Genomic DNA, 19,210 nt, shown 5'->3' on the forward strand with positions numbered 1-19,210 from the left:
CGGTCGCGTTGTGAAGGATTCAGGCGCGATATAAATTATAAAGAGAGGAAGAGAACAGTGAATAAATCTCAACTGATTGACAAAATTGCTGCTGGTGCTGATATTTCTAAGGCTGCAGCTGGACGTGCGTTAGATGCATTAATTGCTTCTGTTACTGAATCTCTGCAGGCTGGGGACGACGTTGCACTGGTAGGCTTCGGTACTTTTGCTGTTAAAGAGCGTGCTGCCCGTACTGGCCGCAACCCTCAGACCGGTAAAGAGATCACCATTGCTGCTGCTAAAGTGCCGGGTTTCCGTGCAGGTAAAGCGCTGAAAGACGCAGTAAACTGATTGCTTTCCCGATTCAGGGAAGCTGAATAGTACAAGGGCGCATCATTTGATGTGCCTTTTTTGTTTGTCCAGACCTGATTTGTGCGAGTTTATGCGAGTTGTGGGCTGACAATCGCCCCGTTTTCTTGTCACAATACGCCTTCACGCGCGACGGGCAGGATTTTCCGTCAGCGTCAGGTAACCAGTCACCTACAGCGGAGTGTTGTTACACCATGATGGACAGCTTACGCACGGCTGCTAACAGTCTCGTGCTCAAGATTATTTTCGGTATCATTATCGTGTCGTTCATATTGACCGGCGTGAGCAGTTACCTTATTGGCGGTGGCGCGAACTATGCCGCAAAAGTGAATGGCCAGGAAATCAGCCGTGGTCAGTTCGAGAATGCTTTTGCCGGTGAACGTAACCGTATGCAGCAACAGCTGGGCGACCAATTCTCTGAACTGGCGGCGAACGAAGGGTATATGAAGACCCTGCGCCAACAGACACTGAACCGTCTTATCGACGAAGCGCTGCTGGATCAGTATGCAAAAAAACTGGGTCTGGGCATCAGTGATGAGCAGGTGAAAAAAGCCATCTTCTCTACACAAGCCTTCCAGTCTAACGGCAAATTCGACAACGCACGTTACAACAGCATCGTCAGCCAGATGGGGATGACGGCCGATCAGTACGCTCAGGCGCTGCGTAACCAGCTAACCACCCAGCAGCTCATCAATGCCGTCGTGGGTACCGATTTCATGCTCAAAGGTGAAACGGATGAACTGGCAGCATTAGTGTCGCAGCAGCGCGTTGTACGTGAAGCGACCATTGATGTGAATGCCCTGGCCGCGAAACAGCAGGTGAGCGACGCTGACGTTAATGCCTGGTACGAGCAGAATAAGAATTCCTTTATTTCTCCGGAGCAGTTCCGTGTGAGCTACATCAAGCTGGATGCTGCAGCGTTGCAGGAAACTGCGTCAGATGCGGAAATCCAGTCTTACTACGATCAACATCAGGATCAGTTCACTCAGCCGCAGCGTAACCGCTACAGCGTGATCCAGACCAAAACGGAAGCAGATGCTAAGGCTGTTCTGGACGAACTGAGCAAAGGTGCTGATTTCGCCACCGTCGCGAAAGCGAAATCCACCGATATTATCTCCGCGAAAAACGGCGGTGATATGGGCTGGCTGGAAGATGCAACGACCCCTGATGAGTTGAAAAATGCCGGTCTGAAAGACAAAGGCCAGCTTTCTGGCGTAATCAAGTCTTCCGTTGGTTTCCTGGTCGTGCGTCTGGACGATATTATCCCTGCGAAAACCAAACCACTGACTGAGGTTCGCGATGATATCGCGGCGAAAGTGAAGCAAGAGAAAGCGCTGGATGCCTACTACGCGCTGCAGCAGAAAGTGAGCGATGCCGCCAGCAACGACAACGAGTCTCTGGCTGGTGCAGAGCTGGCGGCTGGTGTGAAAGCGGTTGAGACGGGCTGGTTTGGACGTGACAACCTGCCGGAAGAGCTGAACTTCAAACCGGTTTCTGATGCCATCTTCAACGGTGGTCTGGTGGGCGAGAATGGCACCCCTGGCAGTAACTCTGACATCATTACCGTTGACGGCGATCGTGCATTTGTTCTGCGTGTCAGCGAGCACAAACCAGAAGCGATTAAACCGCTGACGGAAGTGAAGGATCAGATTGTCGCCCAGGTTAAGCACAACAAAGCTGAACAACAGGCGAAACTGGATGCGGAGAAGATTCTGGTTGATCTGAAAGCGGGCAAACAGGACGCGCTGAAAGCCGCTGGCCTGAGCTTCGGTGAGGCGAAAACGTTGAGCCGTACCGGTCAGGATCCAATCAGCCAGGCTGCGTTTGGTCTCTCCCTGCCAGCAAAAGACAAACCGAGCTTCGGTACCACAACGGATATGCAGGGCAATGTGGTTCTGCTGGCGCTGGATGAAGTGAAAGCCGGCACGATGCCAGAAGCGCAGAAGAAAGCGATGGTTCAGGGGATTACTCAGAACAACGCCCAGATTGCTTTCGAGGCGATGATGAGCAACCTGCGTAAAGAAGCCAAGATTAAGCTGGGCGATGTGATGACTCAGCAGCAATAATTACGTAACTGCTCGCAGATTTTCGTAACGCTCTGCAAAAACTAAAGGCCGCTTTCGCGGCCTTTTCCATTTCTGTTATCTGTCGTTTGTGCCTGTTTTCCGGGGCGGCTATCGTGGTGTGGCTGTCAACAAACAAGGAGATAACAGCATGAAATGTGGAATCAAAGTACTACTCATTACACTGGCTATTGCCACCACCGGGATGAGCGCTGGCGCGCTGGCTGCAAAAGCACAGGTCGTACAAAGTCAGGCAGAGACACCAGCACAAACGAATGCTCCCGCCAAAACAACAGGGAGTAACAAAGCGGCTGACAATGATGGCTCGCGAGTCAGCATCAATTCAGCATCAGCAGAGGATATCGCTCGCGTGATGAATGGGGTAGGGCTGAAAAAGGCGCAGGCCATCGTCAGCTACCGTGAAGAGTATGGCCCCTTTAAAACGGTCGACGACCTGAAGCAGGTCCCGGGGATGGGTAGCTCACTGGTTGAGCGCAATCTCTCACACCTGACGTTGTAAATAAGCAATTTCTTGCACTGCTGCAAAAATTTGCCAGGATAATGAGGTCATACCAGTTGTGACCTCTAATCCTATAACAACACTAAAGGCTATTGCGCTATGCAGACAAAAATCAAAGTTCGCGGTTTCCATCTTGATGTATACCAGCATGTCAATAACGCCCGCTATCTTGAGTTTCTTGAGGAGGCTCGCTGGGACGGTCTGGAAAACAGCGAAAGTTTTCAATGGCTGACTGCGCATAACATCGCGTTCGTGGTCGTCAATATTAATATTAACTACCGCCGTCCTGCCGTACTGGGGGATGTGCTGACTGTCACCAGCCAGGTACAGCAGCTAAATGGGAAGAGTGGCGTGTTAAGTCAGGTAGTGACGCTGGATCCCGAAGGACAGGTGGTGGCTGATGCTCTCATTACCTTTGTCTGTATTGATCTTAAAACCCAGAAAGCGCTGCCGCTGGAAGGAGAGTTGCGTGAAAAGCTGGAGCAGATGATCGTGTAGGGTATTTTTCCAGTTCACCTGTGCTGTCGACGCTCATTCGTCGACAGCACGGTGAAGTAACTCTATTTCAGTCCGGTTTTTTTCTGCATCGCGGCCATTACGCCGGCCTTATCGGCCAGGTAGTGATTAAGCCCGTTGGCACGCAGGTTACAAGCGGCGCACTGACCGCAACCGTCACCTTTGATACCGTTATAGCAGGTGAGGGTTTCACTGCGAACCAGGTCCAGTTTGCCCCAGTAGTCCGCCAGTGCCCAGGTCTCTGCTTTATCCAGCCACATCAGTGGTGTTTCAAAGCGCGTCTCTTTTGCCATCCCAAGATTGACCGCGTGGTTTAATGCCTTCACGAACTCGTCGCGGCAGTCCGGGTAGCCAGAGAAGTCGGTCTCACACACGCCGGTGATCACCGCTTCGGCTTGCACCTGGTAAGCATAAATCGCCGTCAGGGTCAGAAAAAGAATATTACGGCCAGGAACAAAGGTATTTGGGATACCGCTGGCGTCAGGTGCATAGTCAGGTACAGGAATACTGTCGCGGGTGAGGCTACTGACGGCGAGTTCATTTAACAGCGTAACGTCCAGCACCTTGTGCGCGCGTGCGCCCAGTTTCAGAGCCAGTTCACGCGCAACGTCGATTTCAGCGCGATGGCGTTGACCGTAATCGAAAGTGACACAGTGAACTTCATCATACTGATGAAGGGCCTGAACCAGGCAGGTAGTAGAATCTTGTCCTCCGCTGAACACGACGACGGCACGTTTCATAAATCATCTCGATAGTTACGATAAAACGTTATGTTACCGCCTGACCACGACGGCGACCAGCTTCTTCACGATTTGGGGGCGGGCAGCCAGGCTTCGGTAAAATCAAACCAGCCGCGAGTGTTGAGCCGAATACCGTTGACCCCTGGCGGGGCGCTGATCTGGTATTGATAGTTGAACAGTGGCGTTAGTACAGCTTTTTCCATGAGCTGTGAGAAAATGGTTTTGAGCCCGGCATGTCTGGCCTGTTCGTCGGTCTGGGTCTGTACGGCGTCCAGAGTGGCCTGCAGATGGGCAAACTGCGGCGCGTTCAGCAGGTGTGCCCATAAGACGTCACAGCGCAGCCATTGCTCAAGCGTATATTCCGGCGCTTCGCCAATCAGTCTGTCCCCCATCATGATGTCAGCATCAGCAAGATTTTGGCATCCGTCCCAGGTTTTCGCATCGTAAAAGATGACCGTAAGCTCACAGCCCTGTTGCGCAAGATACAGTTTTAGTTGGCTTGCCATCGTATGTAACTCGACGGGCAAATGGTAAGCCAGTGTTAATTTTTCCGGCAGAGGTACATTCGATAATTCAGGCCACTTTGGGATCGTCCAGCCGGGAAGTAACTCCTCTGTCGGGGTAATCAACCCTTCATCCAGTGGAAGCGTATGCAGAAGCGTTGAGAGATGGATGATATTGATGAGCCGCCGAGCCTGCATTTCACTCAGGCGCGGGCTTTGCTTCAGGGTGAGATAACAAAAACCCAGACTGGTGCTGTTAGTGACCAGACGCAGGCGCTCCAGTTCATCCGGCTCGCCAATGGCGATCTGCACCGGATGGCGACAGCTGGTACCTAACCCATAGTCAAACAGCGACGGTGTTATCCAGTATTCGATAGCTTTAAGCAATGGATGGCTGAGATGGTACTGTTCGTGGCTTTCAAGGCGCACCAGGTCGGGGTCGTACACGCTGAGTCTGAAGGGGCCGCTACCCGTCATCGGCTGGTGGGGATGCGCAAGCCGGCTACAGTAGGTTGCCAACCGGTGCGCCAGCCAGAAGTCCGGTTGATGCAGGATAAAGGTCAGGCACTGGGGATGGGTGACTTCAATACGTAAGACGCTCTGGAACAACTTACGCAAGGAGGGCAGGGCAAGCAGTGTCATCAGGCTTTGTTGAAGCTGCATGGTTTCGACCTTATCACCGTTATGCCAGTGTAGCGTGGAGCGAATATAAAAATGCCAGCGCAAACCGTCCTCTGACACTTCCCAGTGATGGGCAAGATCGCCAGCTGGTTCACTGCTGTCGCCGTGAAAGCGTGTTAACCCGGAAAAAACCTGTCCTGCCAGGTGCTGTTCTGCCCGGCCGGGTAAAAAACCCGGATGAAGGGGATCCAGTGAGCGGTAATAGGGAATGCGCAGCGTCGGCGTATCGTTTTGCCACTGTCCGCCTAAGAACGGATGCAGCAATGAACGTAACTCTTGTGGCGCAAGCTGGGCCAGCTCAAGCGCATTGTGCTGCTGTCCATGCTTCAGAGCCTCTTCCATCATCGTATTGCGCAGTGACTCCGGGGAGACATGGAACGTCAGTTCACCGCGCTTTCCGCGACCAGACTGTGCACGCCAGGTAAGCCATCCCGCGTCATGAGCCTGACGCAGCAGCGTTCGAACATGTCTTTCACTACAGAAACAGCGGGTGGCCAGTTCGCTGATGGTGACGTGTTGTGTCGCGCCAGCGGAAGGCTGCCACAAACGGTGATACTGGTTGAGTCGGTTGAGCTGGCGCATGAGAAACCCGGAACAATATTTATCATCTATTCACTATTACTTCCGTATATCTCACGTAATACTGAAGCACAAGTTAACCGCATCACACTTCAGGAGTAATCATGGCTCGGCTCGCTGCATTTGATATGGACGGTACGCTGTTAATGCCGGATCACCGTTTAGGGGAGAAAACCCTGAATACGCTGAAGCGCCTGCACGAGCGTGATGTCACTTTGACGTTTGCCACCGGCCGCCATGTGCTGGAGATGCGCCATTTACTGGGGGCGTTTTCCCTGGACGCTTTTCTGATCACGGGCAACGGGACGCGCATTCATTCCGCGGAAGGGGACGTTCTGCACCGTCAGGATCTTAACCCGGAAGTGGCGGATATCGTGCTACACAGTACCTGGGATACGCAGGCCAGCCTCCATGTTTTTAACGATAACGGCTGGTTTACCGGGCGTGAAATACCGGAGCTGTTGCATGCACATGTCTACAGCGGTTTTAAATATCAGCTTATCGATCTGCGTCGGATCCCTGCCCATGCGGTGACCAAAATCTGTTTTTGTGGCGATCATGACGATCTCTGTCGCTTGCGCATTCAGTTAAATGAGGCTCTGGGAGACAAGGCGCACCTGACCTTCTCGGCGGTGGATTGCCTGGAAGTGCTCCCCATTGGCTGTAACAAAGGTTCTGCCCTGGCGGTACTGAGTGACCACCTGGGCTTCACACTGCAGGATTGTATGGCGTTTGGCGATGCCATGAATGACCGCGAGATGCTGGGCAGCGTAGGTCGCGGTTTGATAATGGGGAATGCGATGCCGCAGCTAATTGCAGAACTTCCTCATCTGCCTGTTATCGGGCATTGCGGTAACGAAGCGGTGTCCCATTTTTTGACGCATTGGCTGGACAACAACAACCTCCCATATTCCCCCGAATAGTGAGACCCTTCCAGCAAGCCAGACTTCGGTCTGGCTTTTTTTATTTCACCAGCTGTGCAATTTGCGCTTTCCAGGGCTCAATATCGCCGATATTTGCCTGCACCCATTGCGCATTGTAATAGGTCTCAAGGTAGCGCTCGCCGCTGTCGCAGAGCAGGGTGACGATGGATCCTGTTCGACCCTCTTCACGCATGCGTACCGCTAGCTGCAGGGCTCCCCACATATTGGTCCCGGTAGAAGCGCCGACTTTGCGGCCAAGCTGGGTCTCCAGCCAGTGCGCGGTGGCGACACTTGCGGCATCCGGCACGCGCAACATCTCATCCACCACATCCGGGATGAACGACGGTTCCACGCGTGGGCGGCCAATCCCTTCAATTTTACTGCCCACCGGGCTGCGCAGGCCGATATCGCGGTTCTGCCAGTAGTCGAGGAACACGGAGTTTTGCGGATCAACCACCATTAGTTGGGTGTCGTAGCCCTGGCAGCGGATATAACGCCCGATGGTGGCGGAGGTGCCGCCCGTCCCGGCGCTCATCACAATGTATGAGGGAACGGGATGCGGTTCGTGGGACATCTGACGGAAAATACTGTCGGCGATATTGTTATTACCGCGCCAGTCGGTAGCTCGTTCCGCAAAGGTGAACTGATCCATGTAGTGGCCGTGCAGCTCGCGTGCCAGCATTTCAGATGCCGCGTAGATTTCACAGGCGCTTTCCACAAAGTGGCATCGTCCGCCGTAGAATTCGATCTGTTCAATTTTACGTTTCGCCGTGCAGGAAGGCATCACGGCGATGAAGGGTAAACCCAGCAGGCGGGCAAAATAGGCTTCAGACACCGCCGTTGAACCGGATGAGGATTCAATGATGGTGGTACCTTCTTTAATCCAGCCGTTACATAAACCGTATAAAAACAGTGAACGCGCCAGGCGATGCTTCAGGCTACCGGTAGGATGGGTGCTTTCATCTTTCAGATAGAGCTGAATACCGTCAAATCCCGGCAGGGAAAGTCGAATCAGGTGCGTATCCGCCGAGCGCTGATAGTCGGCATTGATTTCGCTGATGGCATGTTTAACCCAGGAGCTATTCATCGTAGTTATCCGTTTGTCATTTTGTGCCCAGCATAGCGAAAAGCACAGAAAAAATTGTTGCTATCTTGCCTTTAAAATAGAATGAAGGGAGAAAAATTTTCTCTGTGAGGTGGGTATGCTAGATAAAATTGACCGCAAGCTCCTTTCATTGCTGCAAAGTGACTGTACCCTCTCTTTGCAGGCGCTGGCAGATGCCGTTAATCTGACCACCACACCGTGCTGGAAGCGCCTCAAGAAGCTTGAAGATGACGGCATTCTTCTGGGACGCGTCGCGTTATTAGATCCCGAAAAACTGGGGCTTGGGTTAACGGCATTTGTGCTGATTAAAACCCAGCATCACAGCAGCGAGTGGTATTGCCGTTTTGTCACTCAGGTTTCTGACATGCCTGAGGTGCTCGGTTTCTGGCGTATGGCCGGAGAGTACGATTACCTGATGCGCGTTCAGGTAGCTGACATGAAGCGCTATGACGATTTTTACAAACGACTGGTGAACAGCGTGCCGGGCTTGTCGGACGTCACCTCGAGCTTCGCCATGGAACAGATTAAATACACCACAGCACTACCTATTGAATAACTTCGTAAAATACCTTCAGGAACAAACCGCGTGCGATTATTTGCCCAATTAAGCTGGTACTTTCGTCGGGAGTGGCAACGCTACCTCGGTGCAGTAGCCCTGCTTATTATCATTGCCATTCTGCAGCTGATCCCGCCGAAGGTGGTGGGCTACGTCGTGGATGGCGTCACCGAACAGCATTACACCACCGCACGGGTGTTGATGTGGGTTGGCACGTTGGTGCTGACGGCCGTCATTGTCTATCTGCTGCGCTACGTCTGGCGCGTGCTCCTTTTTGGCGCTTCCTATCAGCTGGCCGTTGAGCTGCGTGAAGATTTTTACCGCCAGCTGAGCCGACAACACCCAGAGTTTTATCTGCGACATCGCACCGGGGATCTCATTGCACGCGCGACAAACGACGTCGATCGCGTGGTGTTCGCCGCAGGAGAAGGGGTGTTAACGCTGGTGGATTCTCTGGTCATGGGGTGCGCAGTCCTGATTGTGATGTCGACCCAGATCAGCTGGCAGCTCACCCTGCTGGCATTGTTGCCGATGCCGCTGATGGCACTGGCGATCAACCGTTTTGGTGAGCAACTGCATGAGCGCTTTAAGCTGGCGCAGGCGGCGTTCTCTTCACTGAACGACCGTACGCAGGAGAGTATGACCAGCATCCGTATGATTAAAGCCTTTGGTCTGGAGGACCGGCAATCAGCACTGTTTGCCGCCGATGCCGCAGACACGGGGGCGAAGAACATGCGCGTCGCGCGAATTGATGCGCGTTTTGACCCGACAATCTATGTCGCGATCGGTATGGCAAACCTGCTGGCTATTGGTGGGGGGAGCTGGATGGTGGTACAGGGCTCGTTAACCCTGGGACAATTGACCAGCTTTGCGATGTACCTGGGGCTGATGATTTGGCCGATGCTGGCATTGGCCTGGATGTTTAACATCGTGGAGCGCGGCAGCGCCGCCTACAGCCGTATTCGTGCCATGCTGGCCGAAGCACCGGTGGTGAATGACGGCAACCAAGCCGTACCGGAAGGGCGCGGTGTCATAAATGTTGACGTCCGTAAGTTTGTTTATCCGCAAACGGAACATCCGGTACTGGAGAACGTTAGTTTTACGCTCAAGCCTGGTCAGATGTTGGGCATTTGTGGCCCAACAGGTTCTGGCAAAAGTACCGTGCTCTCACTGATTCAGCGCCACTTTGACGTCACGCAGGGCGATATTCGCTTCCATGATATTCCCCTGACGCAACTGCTGCTGGACGACTGGCGAGGTCGTCTGGCGGTCGTCAGCCAGACGCCGTTTTTATTTTCGGACACGGTAGCAAACAATATCGCCCTCGGACGCCCGTCGGCGACGCAGGAAGAGATTGAACATGTGGCGCGTTTAGCCAGCGTACATGATGATATTTTGCGTCTGCCGCAGGGCTACGAAACGGAGGTCGGGGAACGTGGCGTCATGTTGTCCGGAGGACAAAAGCAGCGAATCTCAATTGCCCGCGCGCTGCTTCTCAATGCCGAAATCCTGATTCTGGATGATGCGCTTTCCGCTGTGGATGGGCGTACCGAGCACCAGATCCTGCATAACCTGCGCCAGTGGGGCGACGGACGTACGGTGATTATCAGTGCCCACCGTTTGTCGGCGTTGGCGGAAGCCAGCGAAATTTTAGTGTTGCAGCATGGGCACATTGCCCAGCGCGGGCAGCATGAAAAACTGGCTGAGCAATCGGGTTGGTATCGCGACATGTATCGTTATCAACAGCTTGAAGCGGCGCTGGATGATGCCCCGGAGCAGGATACGGAGGCCGCTAATGCGTAAATTTGGCTCGATGTGGCCGACGCTAAAACGTCTGCTGGCCTACGGTTCACCGTGGCGAAAACCGCTGTCTGTTGCCGTGCTGTTGCTCTGGATTGCGGCGATTGCTGAAGTCAGCGGTCCACTGCTTATTAGCTATTTCATCGACAATATGGTTGCCAAAAGCTACCTGCCTCTGGGGCTGGTGGCGGGCCTGGGTGTGGCTTACGTTGGCTTACAGCTGACGGCGGCGGGGCTTCATTATGCCCAGTCGTTGCTGTTTAACCGTGCAGCCGTGGGGGTCGTGCAGCAGTTGCGTACCGATGTCATGGACGCTGCGCTGCGCCAGCCGCTCAGCGAGTTTGATACCCAGCCGGTCGGGCAGGTGATTTCACGCGTGACCAACGATACGGAGGTGATCCGCGATCTATACGTCACCGTGGTGGCAACCGTCCTGCGCAGCGCGGCGCTGATTGGCGCGATGCTGGTGGCGATGTTCAGCCTCGACTGGCGTATGGCACTGGTGGCGATCACCATCTTTCCGGCGGTGTTGATTGTGATGATTATCTATCAACGTTACAGCACTCCCATTGTGCGTCGGGTGCGAGCCTATCTGGCCGATATTAATGATGGCTTCAATGAAGTGATCAACGGCATGAGCGTCATCCAGCAGTTCCGCCAGCAGGCACGTTTTGGCGAGCGGATGGGCGAAGCCAGTCGTTCACACTATATGGCGCGTATGCAGACGCTGCGGCTGGACGGTTTCCTGTTGCGCCCGCTGTTGAGCCTCTTCTCCGCGCTGGTGCTCTGTGGTCTGCTCATGCTGTTTGGCCTGACCGCTCACGGAACCATTGAGGTTGGGGTTCTGTATGCTTTTATCAGCTACCTTGGCCGCCTTAACGAACCGTTGATTGAGCTTACGACACAGCAGTCGATGCTCCAGCAGGCCGTCGTGGCAGGGGAGCGAGTGTTCGAGTTGATGGACAGACCGCGTCAGACCTACGGCAACGATGACCGCGCGCTGCAAAGCGGGGCCATTGCCTTTGATAACGTCTCGTTTGCTTATCGCGAAGACCGGCTGGTATTGCAGGACATCACGCTGGATGTCCCGTCGCGGGGCTTTGTTGCGCTGGTGGGGCATACCGGCAGCGGTAAGAGTACGCTCGCAAGCCTGTTGATGGGTTACTACCCGCTAAGCCAAGGTGAAATTCGCCTCGACGGACGCCCGCTCGCGTCTCTCAACCATAATGTGTTACGTAAAGGCGTTGCAATGGTGCAGCAGGATCCGGTCGTGATGGCGGATACCTTCTACGCCAACGTGACGCTGGGTCGGGACTATACCCATGAACAGGTCTGGGAGGTGCTGGAGAAAGTGCAGCTGGCAGAGCTGGCACGTGGGTTCAGCGACGGGATCAATACGAAGCTGGGTGAGCAGGGGAACAATCTCTCTGTTGGGCAAAAACAGCTTCTGGCGCTGGCGCGGGTACTGATTGAAACGCCGCAAATTTTGATTCTGGACGAAGCAACGGCCAGTATTGATTCCGGTACCGAACAAGCTATCCAGCAGGCACTTGCCGCCGTGCGTGACCATACGACGCTGGTGGTAATTGCCCACCGCCTTTCCACGATTGTTGAGGCGGATACTATTCTGGTGCTGCACCGTGGACAAGCCGTTGAGCGCGGTACACACCGGGAGTTGCTGGAAGCAAAAGGGCGCTACTGGCAGATGTACCAGTTGCAACTGGCAGGCGAAGAGCTGGCTGCCAGCGTGCGCGAGGAAGAGTCACTGAGCGCCTGACGCACCAAAATGAGGCGGCGCACTAACAGTCATTCCTGTTGGTGCAAAACTGAAACGCACCGTGCACCGGCATGGTGCGTTTTTTTTCACCCGTTTGTTGATCAAGGCCGCGTAACGCTCCTTGCACCGCGATTCACCCTGTTTTTCATTTCTGGCACACCCCTTGCAATATCCTCTGCGTTAGCTGCGGCCATTACCGAATTCTGACTGGAGGGGATCTATGAAGCTGGTTACGGTTGTAATCAAACCATTCAAACTCGAAGACGTGCGTGAAGCGTTGTCTTCAATGGGTATTCAGGGACTGACTGTCACCGAAGTGAAAGGCTTTGGTCGTCAGAAAGGTCATGCCGAGCTTTATCGCGGGGCGGAATACAGCGTTAACTTCCTGCCAAAAGTAAAAATTGATGTCGCGATTGCTGATGACCAGCTTGATGAAGTCATCGATGTGATCAGCAAAGCGGCCTACACCGGCAAAATTGGCGACGGCAAAATTTTCGTTGCCGAACTGCAGCGCGTCATTCGCATCCGTACCGGCGAATCTGACGAAGCGGCACTGTAAGTAACTCCTGGCACACAGTGATAGGGATCGAGAAAATGAAGATAGCAACACTTAAAACGGGTCTGGGTTCGCTGGCACTGCTGCCGGGCCTGGCGCTGGCTGCTGCTCCTGCGGTGGCAGACAAAGCCGATAACGCCTTTATGATGATCAGCACCGCGCTGGTGCTGTTCATGTCTATTCCGGGCATCGCGCTGTTTTACGGCGGCCTGATCCGTGGCAAAAACGTTCTCTCCATGCTGACGCAGGTTGCCGTGACGTTTGCACTGGTCTGCGTGCTATGGGTGGTTTACGGTTACTCGCTGGCCTTCGGCACGGGCAACGCCTTCTTTGGCAACTTCGACTGGGTGATGCTGAAAAATATTGAGCTGACCGCGCTGATGGGTAGTTTCTATCAGTACATTCATGTTGCTTTCCAGGGTTCGTTCGCCTGTATTACCGTGGGGCTGATTGTGGGCGCGCTGGCTGAACGTATTCGCTTCTCTGCGGTGCTGATTTTTGTCGTGGTCTGGCTGACGCTCTCCTATGTGCCAATTGCACACATGGTCTGGGGTGGTGGTCTGCTGGCAACGCACGGTGCGCTGGACTTCGCAGGTGGTACCGTTGTACACATCAACGCCGCGGTAGCGGGTCTGGTAGGGGCCTATCTGATTGGCAAACGTGTTGGCTTCGGTAAAGAGGCGTTCAAACCGCACAACCTGCCGATGGTCTTTACGGGTACTGCGATCCTCTACTTTGGCTGGTTCGGCTTCAACGCCGGTTCGGCAAGTGCCGCGAACGAAATTGCCGCACTGGCTTTCGTGAATACTGTGGTGGCAACGGCGGGTGCAATCCTCTCCTGGGTATTTGGTGAGTGGGCGGTGCGCGGTAAACCTTCCCTGCTGGGTGCCTGTTCAGGGGCGATTGCCGGTCTGGTTGGCATCACGCCAGCGTGTGGTTATGTAGGTGTAGGCGGTGCGCTGCTGGTCGGCCTGGTGTCCGGTCTGGCGGGTCTGTGGGGCGTGACTGCACTGAAACGTATTCTGCGCGTTGATGACCCTTGCGATGTGTTTGGTGTACACGGCGTGTGCGGCATCATCGGTTGTATCATGACAGGTATCTTCGCCGCGAAATCTCTCGGTGGTGTGGGTTACGCAGAAGGCGTCACCATGGCTCATCAGCTGCTGGTACAGCTGGAAAGTATTGCTATCACCGTTGTGTGGTCTGCTGTTGTGGCCTTCATTGGCTACAAACTGGCAGACATGACGGTCGGTCTGCGCGTACCGGAAGAGCAGGAACGCGAAGGTCTGGACGTCAACAGCCACGGCGAGAATGCGTATAACGCATAATAAACAGCAAAACGGCAACTTCGGTTGCCGTTTTTAATGGTTGTTCCCTCAGCCTCTATTACGCATCACCCCTTCCTGTACCGTCGAGGCCACCAGCACTCCATCCTGGGTATAAAACTCCCCACGTACAAACCCGCGTGCGCTTGATGCCGACGTACTTTCCACACTGTAGAGCAACCACTCATTCATGTTGAAAGGACGGTGGAACCACATGGAGTGATCAATCGTCGCAACCTGCATCCCTTTTTCCAGGAACCCGACGCCGTGCGGCTGCAGCGCCACCGGCAGGAAGTTGAAATCAGACGCATAACCCAGCAAATACTGATGAACGCGGAAGTCTTCTGGCACATTACCGTTAGCCCGGATCCAGACCTGGCGAGTCGGCTCGGCGGTGTGACCTTTCATCGGGTTATGGAACTCGACGGGGCGGATCTCAAGCGGCTTGTCACAGAGGAACTTCTCTTTGACCTGCGGTGGAAGCAGATGCGCCAGCGCGCGGGCGATGTCGGTTTCAGATTTCAGCTCGTCGGGTACCGGTGCCGGAGGCATCGCCTTCTGGTGCTCATATCCGGTTTCAGGTGCCTGGAAAGAGGCGGTCATGTAAAAGATTGGCTTACCGTTCTGAATGGCTGCTACGCGGCGCGCGCTGAAACTGTTGCCATCTCGCAAGACTTCGACGTCATAAACAATCGGTTTTGCGCTATCGCCGGGGCGTAAGAAGTAGCTATGAAATGAATGCACCAGACGGTCTGCCGGGACAGTCTCCTTTGCAGCGTACAGCGCTTGTCCAACGACTTGCCCGCCGAAGACCTGGCGTAAGCCCAAATCTTCGCTCTGTCCGCGAAAGAGTCCTTCCTCAATTTTTTCCAGATTCAGTAATGTCAGCAGATTGTTCAGTGCCTGACTCATAGTTGTCCTCAATAAACGCCGTAGCGAAAGATAGGCAGAGTATAACGCAGAATTGAAAGTGGTCCGATGGGTAGAATAATCTGAATATCGGGACGATCTCAGGCATTAATCAGTGATCTGTGCCACACTTGAATACGTTATGTGATTGAAACGACATCGGATGGGATCGATCCCGCTGGTGCATTGATGATAAGGAGACTTCAATGAAACTCGTGCCCATGCTAAGTGGTGTAGCTATTGCGGTGGCGTTGTCCGCCTGTGCCGGTAAGAGCGCACAGGTGCCAGTGCCAGCAGCAGACCCAAACGGGATTAATACTCTATCTCAGCAATCCATTCAGCAGCCTAACGTTTCCGGTACCATCTGGATTAAACAGAAAGTGGCCTTACCGCCGGATGCGGTATTAACGGTAACCCTGTCTGATGCTTCTCTGGCAGACGCGCCGTCGAAAGTGCTGGCGCAGCGTGCCGTCCGTACTGAAGGTAAGCAAGCACCGTTTAGCTTCGTGTTGCCGTACAACCCATCAGACGTGCAGCCTAATGCCCGTATCCTGCTGAGCGCAGCGGTAACCATTAACGGTAAGCTGGTCTTTATCACCGATACGGTCCAGGAAGCGATTAACAACGGTGGGACCAAAGTTGACCTGAACCTGGTGCCGGTGCAGCAGACCGAAGTCCCGGTTGCTCCGCAGACCAATCAGCCTTCCCTGCCAACCCCACCGACGCAGATGTAATTTCTGCATTGCCCCTCTCCTTCGGGAGAGGGGTCAATATACCCAGCGATACTTCTGTAAATCGATCTGCCCGGACCCCGACACCTGCACACCTTCTGAGAGTAATGCCTGACGTTGACGCTGGAGATCCGGACCCGTCAGCGAGATGACACCATGACGGTTCACCACCCGGTGCCAGGGCAGGGTACTCCCTTCCGGTAGTCTTTTCAGGACACCGCCCACCTGCCGCGCTGCACGCGGGGAACCCGCCAGACGCGCGACATCACCATAGGTGGTAACATAGCCTTCCGGAACAGAGGCCACGATTTGCCATACACGCTGTGGAAATGAGTCGTGTTCGTCCATACGTTCACCTGCGGGATTTACTGGACAGCCATGTTAAACGAAGATCGTCAGGATTGCTGCGCCAGTTTGCGCAAGAAACCAGCATCCGGTTCCTGGCAGCTTGCAATTGGGCGTTAGCACAGGGATAATGCGCCAGCGCGTTGGTTATCAACGCTCTCAATGGGGGCTCTGTTGGTTCTCCCGCAACGCTACTCTGTTCACCAGGTCAGGTCCGGAAGGAAGCAGCCAGGGCAGACGACGTGTGTGCCGGGATGTAGCTGGCAGGGCCCCCACCCATTTGTGGCTCCGCAAGATTTACCCTGCTTCTCCTTCCCCTTAAACGGTTAGTCCACAATATTAGTACGCCTATATCGTGTAATATATATTTCATTGTATTGAAATATTATTGTCATAAACCTGTAATAATAGACTGTCATTTTATCATTGGATGTCTATTTTCTTCCATAACTCAAAAAAATATATATCTGGATAACATTGTTAACTTCGTGTATTAAATAAAACACTTATTCCGAAGGGAAGTGACAAACATGGCTACTGCGGTATTAAACGTTAAAATTGATGGCGCGCTAAAAGAAAGACTTCGTCACTATGCGGAAGTGAATAACGAGAATTTAAGCGTGACGACAGAGAAACTGCTGCTGCTGGCATTTGAAGCAGTAGAAGAGGCGGGAGTATCGGAAGAGGATATTGATAATCAGCATACGGAAGAAGAGAGTGTTTCTCCTTTTACTCCTAAAGAAATCAAAGCTCTACGTAAACTTCTGAAGAAGAGAAAATGAAACAACAACTGTCTACTGCCAGTGACTACAAAGAGGCCTGCGATTTGTTGCGTTCAGGCTACGTGAAGCATGTACGTCTTGGCTGGAATGTCGGTAGTGATGAGTTCTTTCGTATTGCGTCTGACTGGTGCGATACCGGCGCAAAAATAAAGAAAGACGGTGAAAACTTCGTTATTTCACTGAAAGGCTTTCCTATTCCTCCTCAGCACTAAATCCTGACAGGTGAAAACTGCTGACTGCATGTATTACAGTCAGCAGTTTTTATTTTATGATCAACTTCAAGTTTTTTATATTACACCAGACTGCGTTTTACTGATGGCGCGTTTTTATTCAGGGAGAGCCAGAGTGGCTTAATCCTCAGTAAAGCCTGTTCAAGCTCTGTCGGTTCGAGCGAAAAAGGCATACGTAAATAGCGGTCGAACGCCCCCGATAAGCCAAACCGTGTACCGGTCCCCAGGTTGATCCCCAGTATTTCCGCTCGTGCGGCTAGCTGTGTTGCCTGCATACCAGGCAGTTCGATCCAGTATGAGAGTCCACCTTCCGCTTCATGAAATTTCCATTCCGGGAAATGTTCGCGTAGCAATTCACCACATCGATCTCGTCGTTCTGCCAACATTTTTCGTCGAGCAGGGAGAAACGTCTCGCTATTGTTAATCAGCCACAGCGTCGCCAGTTGCTCCAGCAGCGGAGATCCCAGATCCAGGGTATCTCGGGTCTGAGCGAGTGTCGCGATGGTGCGCGAAGAGGCGCGGATCCAGCCGAGACGCAGCCCTCCCCAGAAACTTTTTCCGGCAGAACCTAGCGTGATTACGTTGGCTTGCGGGTTAAACGAGGCCAGCGGTGGCGGTGGGGGTGAGTCAAACCAGAGATCGACCATCGTCTCATCCACCACCAGCGCCGTACGGGTCTGTGCGGCGATATCGGTTAGTGCCTGGCGGGTCGCGATATCCATACATCGCCCGGTTGGGTTATGAAAGTCTGGCATCAGATACGCCAGACGAGGTGCCGTCTGGGCAAGCGTTGCTGCAAAGCCATTCGTATCCCAGCCGGTTTCCGGCAGTGAGACCCCCACGGGCCGACACTGTGCCCCCTGAATGGCGGCAATCGCCAGCGGATAGGTGGGATGATCGACCACGACACGATCCCCCGGCCCGGTCATCATCCGCAGTACCAGCGCAAAACCACTGACGGCACCATTAACCACCATCACCTCGTCCGCCCTGGTCGGAAGACCACGCGCGGTATAGCGTGCAGCGATGGCTTCCCGCAGTGACGGCAGCCCAAGCTGATCGTAACCCGTCAGCGAGAGATGCTGGGTAATGGCCGTGAGCGCATGGGTATAAGCCTGGTGGATCTCTGGCCCGGCATTGAGCGCGGCAGTGGAGAGATCCAGCGCGGCGCTTGCCGCTGAAAGCGTTGGAACGGCGCGCGTATCCGGGAGGATCACGCGCGATCCGCTTCCGTGGCGGCTTTCGAGGTATCCCTCTTCGCGCAGATGGGCGAGGGCGCTGCTGATAGTCGTCCGGCTCACATCCAGCGCGGTGGCCAGTTCCCGTTCGCCTGGTAGCCGCGTATTCAGTGCCAGCCTGCCATCAAGGATTAACAGACGCAGTGCGTCGGCCAGCTGACGCCAGAGTGGGGTGCGGGATGAGGTTTGCTGCCAGTGGCCTAAAAGACGTACCAGAGACTGACTTCCGAAGCGACGCGATGACATATGCAGTCCACTATTTGAAAACTGGACATTAATCATAGTGCCATTTTAGGTCAGGATGAAAGCCTGGTTCACTGGAGAAGATAAAAAATGGTACGTCGCCTGCTACAACTCTATGTCGGTTTAGGACTGTATGGCCTTTCCACCGCAATGTTTATTCGTTCCGATTTGGGTGTCGATCCCTGGGATGTTTTTCACCTTGGGGTGGGGATACAGCTGGGAATGACTATCGGGACGGTGATCATTGTGACCGGCGCTGCGGTGCTGCTGCTGTGGATCCCACTGCGTCAGATGCCGGGCCTTGGCACAATCAGTAACGTGATTTGTATCGGTCTGGCGGCGGACGCCAGCATGGCGCTTATCCCGGAACTTGATTCCTTATCAGTTCGAATCGCTTTCCTGGTGTCGGGCATCGTGATGAACGCGATTGCGACCAGCATGTACATCGGTGCCGGTTTCGGGCCTGGACCGCGCGACGGTCTGATGACCGGTATTCATGCCCGGCTGGGGTGGTCCATTCGCAGCGTGCGTACGTCAATTGAAGTGTCCGTCCTGCTGATTGGGTGCGTGCTTGGCGGCACGTTTGGTGTGGGAACCGTCTTGTATGCCCTGACCATTGGCCCGCTTATCCAGCTCTGTCTGCCCTGGTTCCGCCAGAAGCCGCGCATTGAGGAAGTATCTCAGCCGGAACGGGTTGTTTAATTTTGCGAAGCGCTCACATGCTTTAACGGCATCGCTGT

General features: G+C 54.0%; 20 protein-coding genes and 1 other RNA gene. 15 read left to right on the forward strand and 6 right to left on the reverse strand.

From position 1 onward, the window contains the following. Nucleotides 1-57: 57 nt before the first annotated feature. The 4 genes from hupB (at nt 58) to ACJ9Y9_RS05370 (ending at nt 3,429) form a co-directional block, all read left to right on the forward strand. A complete protein-coding gene (gene hupB / locus ACJ9Y9_RS05355; protein ID WP_002444653.1) occupies nt 58-330 on the forward strand; it encodes a nucleoid-associated protein HU-beta in 273 nt (90 codons plus the stop codon). A 212-nt stretch (nt 331-542) separates the two neighbouring features. Further along, nucleotides 543-2,414 carry a peptidylprolyl isomerase gene (gene ppiD, locus ACJ9Y9_RS05360; protein ID WP_028017639.1) on the forward strand — a complete coding sequence of 624 codons (1,872 nt, stop codon included), beginning with the start codon at nt 543-545 and terminating at the stop codon, nt 2,412-2,414. 148 nt (nt 2,415-2,562) lie between these two features. Further along, a complete protein-coding gene (locus ACJ9Y9_RS05365) occupies nt 2,563-2,931 on the forward strand; it encodes a helix-hairpin-helix domain-containing protein (RefSeq protein ID WP_028017638.1) in 369 nt (122 codons plus the stop codon). A 99-nt stretch (nt 2,932-3,030) separates the two neighbouring features. Next, nucleotides 3,031-3,429 (forward strand): YbgC/FadM family acyl-CoA thioesterase, encoded by a 399-nt coding sequence (locus ACJ9Y9_RS05370; protein ID WP_028017637.1) that lies wholly within the window; start codon nt 3,031-3,033, stop codon nt 3,427-3,429. Between the two features lie 62 nt (nt 3,430-3,491). Here the strand turns inward: ACJ9Y9_RS05370 and queC are convergent, their stop codons facing one another. Further along, nucleotides 3,492-4,187, reverse strand: coding sequence for a 7-cyano-7-deazaguanine synthase QueC (gene queC, locus ACJ9Y9_RS05375; RefSeq protein ID WP_028017636.1), 696 nt, complete (start codon nt 4,185-4,187; stop codon nt 3,492-3,494). A 65-nt stretch (nt 4,188-4,252) separates the two neighbouring features. Next, on the reverse strand, nt 4,253-5,953 hold the full coding sequence (locus tag ACJ9Y9_RS05380) for an SgrR family transcriptional regulator (protein ID WP_028017635.1): 1,701 nt from the start codon (nt 5,951-5,953) through the stop codon (nt 4,253-4,255). Nucleotides 5,954-6,054: 101 nt separating this feature from the next. On the opposite strand from ACJ9Y9_RS05380, the gene cof reads away from it, so the two are divergent. Continuing rightward, complete coding sequence (gene cof, locus ACJ9Y9_RS05385) at nt 6,055-6,873, forward strand: HMP-PP phosphatase (protein WP_028017634.1); 819 nt, start codon at nt 6,055-6,057, stop codon at nt 6,871-6,873. A gap of 40 nt (nt 6,874-6,913) precedes the next feature. Here cof and ACJ9Y9_RS05390 read toward each other — a convergent pair whose 3' ends face one another. Beyond that, entirely contained in the window at nt 6,914-7,960 is a 1,047-nt protein-coding gene (locus tag ACJ9Y9_RS05390; protein WP_028017633.1) for a PLP-dependent cysteine synthase family protein, read from the reverse strand. A gap of 115 nt (nt 7,961-8,075) precedes the next feature. On the opposite strand from ACJ9Y9_RS05390, the gene ACJ9Y9_RS05395 reads away from it, so the two are divergent. The 5 genes from ACJ9Y9_RS05395 (at nt 8,076) to amtB (ending at nt 13,995) form a co-directional block, all read left to right on the forward strand. Beyond that, nucleotides 8,076-8,534, forward strand: a complete 459-nt coding sequence (locus tag ACJ9Y9_RS05395) for an Lrp/AsnC family transcriptional regulator (RefSeq protein WP_015571267.1) — start codon at nt 8,076-8,078, stop codon at nt 8,532-8,534. A gap of 30 nt (nt 8,535-8,564) precedes the next feature. Continuing rightward, nucleotides 8,565-10,337, forward strand: a complete 1,773-nt coding sequence (locus ACJ9Y9_RS05400) for a SmdA family multidrug ABC transporter permease/ATP-binding protein (RefSeq protein ID WP_028017632.1) — start codon at nt 8,565-8,567, stop codon at nt 10,335-10,337. Continuing rightward, nucleotides 10,330-12,111, forward strand: coding sequence for a SmdB family multidrug efflux ABC transporter permease/ATP-binding protein (locus tag ACJ9Y9_RS05405; protein ID WP_028017631.1), 1,782 nt, complete (start codon nt 10,330-10,332; stop codon nt 12,109-12,111). Before ACJ9Y9_RS05400 ends, ACJ9Y9_RS05405 begins: the two co-directional genes overlap by 8 nt. Before the next feature lie 220 nt (nt 12,112-12,331). Then, a complete protein-coding gene (gene glnK / locus ACJ9Y9_RS05410) occupies nt 12,332-12,670 on the forward strand; it encodes a P-II family nitrogen regulator (protein WP_008503304.1) in 339 nt (112 codons plus the stop codon). A 35-nt stretch (nt 12,671-12,705) separates the two neighbouring features. Continuing rightward, a complete protein-coding gene (amtB, locus tag ACJ9Y9_RS05415; protein ID WP_028017630.1) occupies nt 12,706-13,995 on the forward strand; it encodes an ammonium transporter AmtB in 1,290 nt (429 codons plus the stop codon). A 48-nt stretch (nt 13,996-14,043) separates the two neighbouring features. Here amtB and tesB read toward each other — a convergent pair whose 3' ends face one another. After that, entirely contained in the window at nt 14,044-14,904 is an 861-nt protein-coding gene (gene tesB, locus ACJ9Y9_RS05420) for an acyl-CoA thioesterase II (RefSeq protein ID WP_028017629.1), read from the reverse strand. A 203-nt stretch (nt 14,905-15,107) separates the two neighbouring features. On the opposite strand from tesB, the gene ACJ9Y9_RS05425 reads away from it, so the two are divergent. Continuing rightward, entirely contained in the window at nt 15,108-15,635 is a 528-nt protein-coding gene (locus ACJ9Y9_RS05425) for a YbaY family lipoprotein (RefSeq protein ID WP_028017628.1), read from the forward strand. Nucleotides 15,636-15,668: 33 nt separating this feature from the next. On the opposite strand, the gene ACJ9Y9_RS05430 is transcribed toward ACJ9Y9_RS05425, so the two are convergent. Next, on the reverse strand, nt 15,669-15,980 hold the full coding sequence (locus ACJ9Y9_RS05430; protein ID WP_028017627.1) for an MGMT family protein: 312 nt from the start codon (nt 15,978-15,980) through the stop codon (nt 15,669-15,671). Between the two features lie 169 nt (nt 15,981-16,149). Between ACJ9Y9_RS05430 and ffs the strand changes: the two genes are divergently transcribed. From ffs to ACJ9Y9_RS05445, 3 genes are all read left to right on the forward strand, one after another. After that, nucleotides 16,150-16,246, forward strand: an RNA gene (gene ffs, locus ACJ9Y9_RS05435) — signal recognition particle sRNA small type. A gap of 261 nt (nt 16,247-16,507) precedes the next feature. Continuing rightward, on the forward strand, nt 16,508-16,759 hold the full coding sequence (locus ACJ9Y9_RS05440) for a hypothetical protein (RefSeq protein ID WP_028017626.1): 252 nt from the start codon (nt 16,508-16,510) through the stop codon (nt 16,757-16,759). Further along, the gene (locus tag ACJ9Y9_RS05445) at nt 16,756-16,971 is read left to right on the forward strand and encodes a hypothetical protein (RefSeq protein WP_028017625.1); all 216 of its coding nucleotides are present in this window, start codon (nt 16,756-16,758) and stop codon (nt 16,969-16,971) included. Before ACJ9Y9_RS05440 ends, ACJ9Y9_RS05445 begins: the two co-directional genes overlap by 4 nt. A gap of 80 nt (nt 16,972-17,051) precedes the next feature. On the opposite strand, the gene ACJ9Y9_RS05450 is transcribed toward ACJ9Y9_RS05445, so the two are convergent. Continuing rightward, complete coding sequence (locus ACJ9Y9_RS05450) at nt 17,052-18,473, reverse strand: PLP-dependent aminotransferase family protein (protein WP_028017624.1); 1,422 nt, start codon at nt 18,471-18,473, stop codon at nt 17,052-17,054. 87 nt (nt 18,474-18,560) lie between these two features. Between ACJ9Y9_RS05450 and ACJ9Y9_RS05455 the strand changes: the two genes are divergently transcribed. Further along, nucleotides 18,561-19,172 carry a YitT family protein gene (locus tag ACJ9Y9_RS05455; protein WP_028017623.1) on the forward strand — a complete coding sequence of 204 codons (612 nt, stop codon included), beginning with the start codon at nt 18,561-18,563 and terminating at the stop codon, nt 19,170-19,172. Nucleotides 19,173-19,210: the final 38 nt, after the last annotated feature.

It is taken from the genome of Enterobacter sp. CPE_E1241 (genome assembly GCF_045618265.1).
Taxonomy (GTDB): Bacteria; Pseudomonadota; Gammaproteobacteria; order Enterobacterales; family Enterobacteriaceae; genus Enterobacter; species Enterobacter adelaidei.

What these genes read in the sequence shown, in the direction of transcription:
- ACJ9Y9_RS05370 (WP_028017637.1), top strand. Translation starts at nt 3,031, where the DNA reads ATGCAGACAAAAATCAAAGTTCGCGGTTTCCATCTTGATGTATACCAG.
- ACJ9Y9_RS05450 (WP_028017624.1), bottom strand. Translation starts at nt 18,473, where the DNA reads ATGTCATCGCGTCGCTTCGGAAGTCAGTCTCTGGTACGTCTTTTAGGC.
- ACJ9Y9_RS05405 (WP_028017631.1), top strand. Translation starts at nt 10,330, where the DNA reads ATGCGTAAATTTGGCTCGATGTGGCCGACGCTAAAACGTCTGCTGGCC.
- ACJ9Y9_RS05440 (WP_028017626.1), top strand. Translation starts at nt 16,508, where the DNA reads ATGGCTACTGCGGTATTAAACGTTAAAATTGATGGCGCGCTAAAAGAA.
- ACJ9Y9_RS05445 (WP_028017625.1), top strand. Translation starts at nt 16,756, where the DNA reads ATGAAACAACAACTGTCTACTGCCAGTGACTACAAAGAGGCCTGCGAT.
- ACJ9Y9_RS05365 (WP_028017638.1), top strand. Translation starts at nt 2,563, where the DNA reads ATGAAATGTGGAATCAAAGTACTACTCATTACACTGGCTATTGCCACC.
- ACJ9Y9_RS05455 (WP_028017623.1), top strand. Translation starts at nt 18,561, where the DNA reads ATGGTACGTCGCCTGCTACAACTCTATGTCGGTTTAGGACTGTATGGC.
- ACJ9Y9_RS05380 (WP_028017635.1), bottom strand. Translation starts at nt 5,953, where the DNA reads ATGCGCCAGCTCAACCGACTCAACCAGTATCACCGTTTGTGGCAGCCT.
- ACJ9Y9_RS05425 (WP_028017628.1), top strand. Translation starts at nt 15,108, where the DNA reads ATGAAACTCGTGCCCATGCTAAGTGGTGTAGCTATTGCGGTGGCGTTG.
- glnK (WP_008503304.1), top strand. Translation starts at nt 12,332, where the DNA reads ATGAAGCTGGTTACGGTTGTAATCAAACCATTCAAACTCGAAGACGTG.
- tesB (WP_028017629.1), bottom strand. Translation starts at nt 14,904, where the DNA reads ATGAGTCAGGCACTGAACAATCTGCTGACATTACTGAATCTGGAAAAA.
- ACJ9Y9_RS05390 (WP_028017633.1), bottom strand. Translation starts at nt 7,960, where the DNA reads ATGAATAGCTCCTGGGTTAAACATGCCATCAGCGAAATCAATGCCGAC.
- queC (WP_028017636.1), bottom strand. Translation starts at nt 4,187, where the DNA reads ATGAAACGTGCCGTCGTCGTGTTCAGCGGAGGACAAGATTCTACTACC.
- amtB (WP_028017630.1), top strand. Translation starts at nt 12,706, where the DNA reads ATGAAGATAGCAACACTTAAAACGGGTCTGGGTTCGCTGGCACTGCTG.
- cof (WP_028017634.1), top strand. Translation starts at nt 6,055, where the DNA reads ATGGCTCGGCTCGCTGCATTTGATATGGACGGTACGCTGTTAATGCCG.
- ACJ9Y9_RS05430 (WP_028017627.1), bottom strand. Translation starts at nt 15,980, where the DNA reads ATGGACGAACACGACTCATTTCCACAGCGTGTATGGCAAATCGTGGCC.
- ppiD (WP_028017639.1), top strand. Translation starts at nt 543, where the DNA reads ATGATGGACAGCTTACGCACGGCTGCTAACAGTCTCGTGCTCAAGATT.
- ACJ9Y9_RS05395 (WP_015571267.1), top strand. Translation starts at nt 8,076, where the DNA reads ATGCTAGATAAAATTGACCGCAAGCTCCTTTCATTGCTGCAAAGTGAC.